This is a genomic window from Streptomyces sp. NPDC049577, assembly GCF_040675635.1.
Taxonomy (GTDB): Bacteria; Actinomycetota; Actinomycetes; order Streptomycetales; family Streptomycetaceae; genus Streptomyces.
Window position 1 is genome coordinate 1 of record NZ_JBFAPH010000370.1, and the last position, 5,931, is coordinate 5,931.

Genomic DNA, 5,931 nt, shown 5'->3' on the forward strand with positions numbered 1-5,931 from the left:
CCCTCGCCATCGCCTCGTGCGTCGGAGTAGGAGAAGAGCACACCGGCGGTTGTGCTGCTCGTCTTGAACCACAGCGAGATGGACTGCGACGACGACGCGTACAGCCCCAAGTTCGGCAGCTTCACGTACGACGAACTGCCGTTGAAGTCGGCGGCCGTCATGCCGCTACCGGCCAGCGGGCCGGGCTGCCCGAGGGTGACGTTGCTGTAGGTGGCGTTGTCACCGCCGGCACGGGCCAGGACGGCGCTTGCGGCCGTGGTGCCGGAGCTTTCCGCGAGCGGCCAGTACGAGGTGGGGCCCTGGTCGATCACCTGGTTGTGGTACTGCGACCCCGAGGTGTAGCCGTAGCGGGCGCAGCCGGTGGTGTCGACCGGGGAGCACACCTGGGTCAGCTGGTCGCCGGTGTAGGAGTAGGTCCACGTGGATGCGGTGGACGGCTGGCCGGCAGTGGCCGGGTCGGTCGCGACGGTCGCCACGTGCGCGGCGGACGCGCCCGACGGCGTGGACCAGGTCAGATACAGGGACCGGCCGGAGACCGCCGAGGTCATCGTCGTGACGCGGCCGGACGACCAGACGAGCTTCGTGGTTCGTCCGTTGGCGTCCGTGATCGACGTCAGACCGTACGCGCCCGAGCCCAGGGCCTGGGTGAAGGCGTAGACCGTGGCGCTCTTGTCGGTGAGCGTGTAGCCGCCGCCGGAGGCGGGCGCGAAGGTGGCGAATCGTCCCTGCGGCGGGGCGTACGAGCCGTCCGGGTTCTTGCCGTAGCCGACGGCGGAGCCGTCGGGATAGGTCACCTGGACACTGGTCACGGCTCCGGAGGCGTCGTACTGCTCGGCGGCCTTGGAGTCGAAGACGCTCGACCAGCCCGCTCCGAAGGCGCCGGTGACCCGGGGGTCACGGGAGTTGTAGTCGCGGGTGACCGTCAGGGACGGGCCGGGGGTCGAGACGTTCGCGTCGACGGCTGAGGTGGTGTAGTTGCCGATGGCCGGGCTGTAGCCGTGGCCGTCCGTGTTCTGGGAGAGTCCCGAGGTCACGGCGGGCTGCGGCACCTGGGTGTTCATCAGCTGCCAGTTCGGGCCGGCCGAGTAGTTGGTGCCGTCGTACGACTGCACCTCCCAGTAGTACGACTTGCCCCACTTCAACTTGCCCGCCGGCATGTTGAAGTAGCTGGAGCTGGTCAGGCCCGAATCGGCGAGCTTGTTGCCGTCGGTGTCATAGACCTGGAAATTGAACTTCGGCATGCTGCCTAGGTTGGGGTCCGTGGAACCGACCGCCGTCAGCTGCGGCGTGAGCGTGTTCACCGGCGCGTTGTTCGCCGGTGACGTCTGGTACACCTGGGGCAGCGTGGCCCCGGTGTAGGTGATCTGCAGCGTCGGGTAGGCGTCCATGTTGTTCATGGACCCGAACTGCTTCCAGTGCAGGTTGTCGGAGGTGGACGCGTAGACCGCGAGACCGAAGTCGTTGGCGTTTCCGGTGGCCGACGCCCAGTTGTTGAAGACGGTGGTCGAGAGCGGCACCGTCAGCCGGTCGCCCTTCGCCAGGTCGCTCTTGGTGTTGCTGCAACTGTTGGGAACGTTCGGCGTCAGGTTGCCGATCGAGGAACCGTAGGACGGTCCGGGCCAGCTGGTGACCTGCTGGGGCGTCCACGCCTTGGTGACCGGCGCGACGTCGAAGCGCTGCGGGGTGCAGGTGGAGGACCAGATGGCGAACAGGTTCAGCTGGGCGGCCGAGACCGAGACCTGGGAGTTGTCCACGCCCAGGTTGGGGAACTGCAGGTAGGAAACCGCGGAGTGCGGGCCGGAGTCCCAGGAGCCGACCTTGATGGTCTGCTCCATGGAGTGGTCGCCCGGCTCACCGGATTCCGCGTAGGTGGTGATGGGGTTCTCGCCCTGCACCGACGGGTCCACGACCACGGGGAAGACCCGCTCCTTGGCCCGCAGCCAGGACGCGTCCAGCGTCACGCGCAACGCTGTCCTGCCGCCGGACTCCACCAGGCGGTAGGTGACGGCGTGCGTGGTGGCGCGCTCGCCCGAGGTGCGGTCGACGTGGGAGTCGTAGGCGTAGGCGGGCGGAATGACGACCGAGGCCTTGCCCGAGGCGTCCAGCAGTTGGACGGAGCCGTCTTTCGCCAGGACGGGCCGCAGGCCCTGGGTGTCCAGCGGGAACGTCCACTCGTTGCCGGCCTTGGCCGAGTGCAGGATCACCGACTCCTTCAGGCCGATGGCGCCCGAGTGGAGCTCGAGGTCGGTGTCCGGCAGGACGTTGCGGTACTGCGCGGTGGAGCCGGAGACCTGCGGCTCGACGGCGGCAGCGCCCTGGAGGCCGTAGGCCAGCGCGTGCTCGCCGTCCGGGGCGACGCGGGCCAGCGCGGAGTCCGCGGCGCGGGGCGCGAAGTCGACCGCGATGGAGTTGGCGCCCTGATGCAGGCGCCCGTCGGAACCCTTGCGCACGGTGGTGTCGATGCGCTGCCAGTCACCGCGGGAGTCGCGGTAATTGACGGGTGTCTGCGCGAGCTCGCGCGTGTACGACCCGTCCTCGTTCTGGAAGTAGTCCGAGGTAGCCGTCGACTTCGAGGCGACGCGCTTGCTGGTCCTGGCGTTGAAGCCCAGACCGCCCGCGCTCGGGCCCTTGGCGACCTTGCGGGCGTAGGGCTCGTAGGCCGGCAGCTCGCCCTTGCCGGGCTTCGGCTTGGTGCCGGCGCCGTGCCCGGCGCGGGTCGAGGCGGCCGAGGCGTTGTGGCCGCGGCCGGCGGCGCTGCCGGACTTCTGCTGGGGGACGTGTCCCCAGTCCGGGGCCTTGCGGCCGGTGAACCAGGAGGTCAGTGACGAGAGGCCGGGCTGGGGCAGCGGCTCCAGCCGGGCTCCCATGGCGACGGCCTGCTCACAGGTCAGGACCATGGCGAGGGCCGTGAGGACGGCCATCGCCAAGGCTCGTCGTAGGCGTTGTTGGTGATGGGGTCTCCACCGGCCGGGCCGGCGAAGAGAACGGGGGCGCATGAAAACGACTCCAGTGAAGATCAACTGCAAAACAGCTGACCTTCACTCAGAAGGACGCCTTCACACCAGAGCCCCGAACATGATCTTACGAAATCTTTACTGGCCTAGACCATGGGCCTGACCTGCGGAAATGACCAGCCATTGGGGCAGGCTACAATGATCCATTACTCTTTCACCGCATCCTTCACCGCCTCTGCCACAGCCGAACGCGTCCCCGCGGACTGCGGGATCACCGTCACGTTCGCGCCGGCGGCCTTGCCGTCCCCGACGACCACGAACCGCGCCTTCGGCGTCCGGGCCGCGACCTCCTGTGCCGCCGCGGTCTCGCTCCTGCCCACCGAGATGACGATGTCGCAGCGGCGCTGCACGAGCGTGTTCACGTACGGCACCGCGTTCGCGGTGGTGTCCGGGCCGAAGACCGGCAGCGACATCACCTTGGCGCGGGTGGCCGCCGACGCGTCCTGCATCCCGGCCCAGACCGGGGCCGCCTCCGTGCCCGTCACCCCGTGCTCGCCGGTCAGCAGGCAGGCGCTGTGCGCGGTGTACTGACGGGCCCTCGGTGGCGTGCTCCCGCCGTCGTCACCGCTGAGCACGACAGCGGCGATCACCCCGCCGGCCACCACTGCGGCTCCCGCTCCGACTGCCACCCATGCCTTGCGACGCATCACACATTCCTCATCCGGCGAGACCGGGCACGGCGCCCGGTCGTGAACCGCGCGAGCATAAACGCGGGCGGCGGGCGGGCGGAGGGGCGGGGTGCCGGTCCTGAGCGGGAATGTCCTCGCCCGGAGGGCGTACCGTGACCACCGGCATCACCCTCGAACGAAAGGCCGGCACGTGAGCGTCGCACTCTTCACCTTGGGCGGGACCATCGGGATGGCCGGGCACTCCTCGGACCAGCGGCGCATCGGAGTCGTCAACCGGCTGACCGGTGCCGACCTGATCGCCGCCGTACCCGGGCTCGGCAAGACCGGCGTGAAGCTCGACGTACGGGACGTGCAGGCCGTGCCCAGCCCGAATCTGACGTTCGCCCACATACTCGACCTGGTCGAGTCCGCCTCGCGCGCGGTCGCGGACGGGGCGGCCGGGGTGGTCGTGACGCAGGGCACGGACACGCTGGAGGAGACCGCCTTCCTCGTCGATCTGCTGTGGCCGCATGCCGAGCCGTTCGTGCTCACGGGGGCGATGCGCAATCCGACGCTCGCCGGTGCGGACGGGCCGGCGAATCTGCTCGCCGCCGTACGGGTCGCCCTGTCGGACCCGGCGCGCGGGCTCGGGGCGCTGGTCGTGCTGAACGACCAGGTGCACGCGGCGCGGTGGGTGCGCAAGACGCACAGCAGCAGCACAGCGGCATTCGGGTCGCCGGACGCCGGGCCGGTCGGGCATCTCGTCGAGGAGCGCGTACGGATGGTCATGGCGCCGCCTCCTCGCGTGCGGCTCTTCGAGAGCCGCCCGGTCGACCGGGAGCGCCTGGACGCGACGCGCGTGGCGCTGGTCCCCGTCGTGCTCGACGACGACGGTCTGCTGCTCGACGGGCTGGCGGAGACGCACCAGGGGCTGGTCGTCGCCGGGTTCGGCGTGGGGCACGTGCCGTCCGCGCTCGCGCCGGTGCTCGGTGCGCTGGCCGAGCGGATGCCGGTCGTGCTGACGTCGCGTTCGGGTGCCGGTTCCGTGTTCCGGCACACCTACGGCGCGGTGGGCTCGGAGACGGATCTGCGGCGGCGCGGGCTCGTGGACGCCGGGATGCTGGATCCGTACAAGGCGCGTGTGCTGCTGCGGCTGCTGCTGGCCGCGGGGGCGGCGCGCGACGAGGTCACATCCGCGTTCGAGCGGCTCGGGTGAGGGCGCGGGGGCCCTCGGGCTCTCGTTCCTCCGCCGCCGGGGACTCCTCCGCCGCCGGGGAGTCGTCCGTCGCGGCGCGCGCCTGACGCAGGTGCCGTGAGTACAGCCCGGCCAGTCCCGTCGCCGCGGCTCCGGCCGCGCAGACGGCCAGCGGTACCGCCGGGCCGCCGTCCACGGCGAGGCGGCCGAGGAGGTTGTTCATCACGAGCAGCGCGCAGCTCTGCACCAGCGTCAGCAGCGCCTGCGTACGGGCGAGATGGGATTCCGGCGTGGTGGCCAGTACCAGCGGGGCGACGTGGGTGCTGAACAGCCCCGTGCCGAGGCCGGTGACCAGGGCCCCGGCCGCGGCGGGGAGCGGTGTCGCGGCCAGGGCGAGCGCCGCGACGCCCGCGCCCGCCGTGACGAGGCCGACCGACGCCGCCCACCCGGGGCGGCGCGCGCCGCCCCGGCCGGCCACGTATCCGGCGAAGCCGATGATGCCCACGCTCTGCGCCGCCACCACGAGGCCCGTGGCGCCGGCCCGCCAACCGTGGTCGCGCGCGAGCAGGGGCACCAGCAGCGAGACCACCGGCAGCAGGAAGCCGGCCGCGCCCGACACGAGCGCCAGGGCCGCGCGCAGGGCAGGATCCCGCCAGGCGAGCCGCAGTCCGTCGGCGATGTCCCGCAGCACGCCGGCCCGGTCACGGCCCGCGCTCGCCGCTTCCGGGACGGCGAGTCGGACGGCGAGGAGCACGCCCAGCATGAGCGCGAAGGTCACACCGTCGAACAGGGCCGCGCCCGCCAGGCCCGCGGCCGCCACGAGCACACCGCCGAGCAGCCCTCCGGCCAGGGACGTGAGCTGACTGCCGGTCTGGTACAGCGCGAGCGCCCTGGGCAGTGACGCCGTGCCCACCAGGCGGCGCGGCAGGGAACCGGATGCCGGGAGGTAGAAGGCGTCCACGACGCCGACGACGAAGGCGGCGGCGAGCAGGAGCCACAAGGGCGTGCCGAGTTGCGCGGAGGTCACGGCCAGTGCAACGGCCGCGACGACCATCACGGCATCCCCGACGAGCATCACCGTGCGGGCGCCGAACCGGTCCCCCACGGCGCCGCC

Annotated in this window: 4 protein-coding genes; 1 reads left to right on the forward strand and 3 read right to left on the reverse strand. The window is 71.5% G+C overall.

The window, feature by feature from the left end:
* Both AB0K09_RS28555 and AB0K09_RS28560 read right to left on the reverse strand, forming a co-directional pair.
* Positions 1-2,921: DUF6531 domain-containing protein (locus AB0K09_RS28555; protein WP_366068298.1), on the reverse strand; the 2,921-nt coding region annotated here is incomplete at its 3' end.
* A gap of 239 nt (positions 2,922-3,160) precedes the next feature.
* The gene (locus tag AB0K09_RS28560) at positions 3,161-3,661 is read right to left on the reverse strand and encodes a BMP family ABC transporter substrate-binding protein (protein ID WP_366068299.1); all 501 of its coding nucleotides are present in this window, start codon (positions 3,659-3,661) and stop codon (positions 3,161-3,163) included.
* A gap of 172 nt (positions 3,662-3,833) precedes the next feature.
* Between AB0K09_RS28560 and AB0K09_RS28565 the strand changes: the two genes are divergently transcribed.
* Complete coding sequence (locus AB0K09_RS28565) at positions 3,834-4,838, forward strand: asparaginase (protein WP_366068300.1); 1,005 nt, start codon at positions 3,834-3,836, stop codon at positions 4,836-4,838.
* Here AB0K09_RS28565 and AB0K09_RS28570 read toward each other — a convergent pair.
* A partial coding sequence (locus AB0K09_RS28570; RefSeq protein WP_366068301.1) for an MFS transporter occupies positions 4,810-5,931 on the reverse strand: 1,122 nt, incomplete at its 5' end. The two genes, AB0K09_RS28565 and AB0K09_RS28570, sit on opposite strands and share 29 nt — an antisense overlap.

Excerpts from the sequence above, each read along its gene's own strand:
- AB0K09_RS28560 (WP_366068299.1), bottom strand. The coding sequence starts at position 3,661 with ATGCGTCGCAAGGCATGGGTGGCAGTCGGAGCGGGAGCCGCAGTGGTG.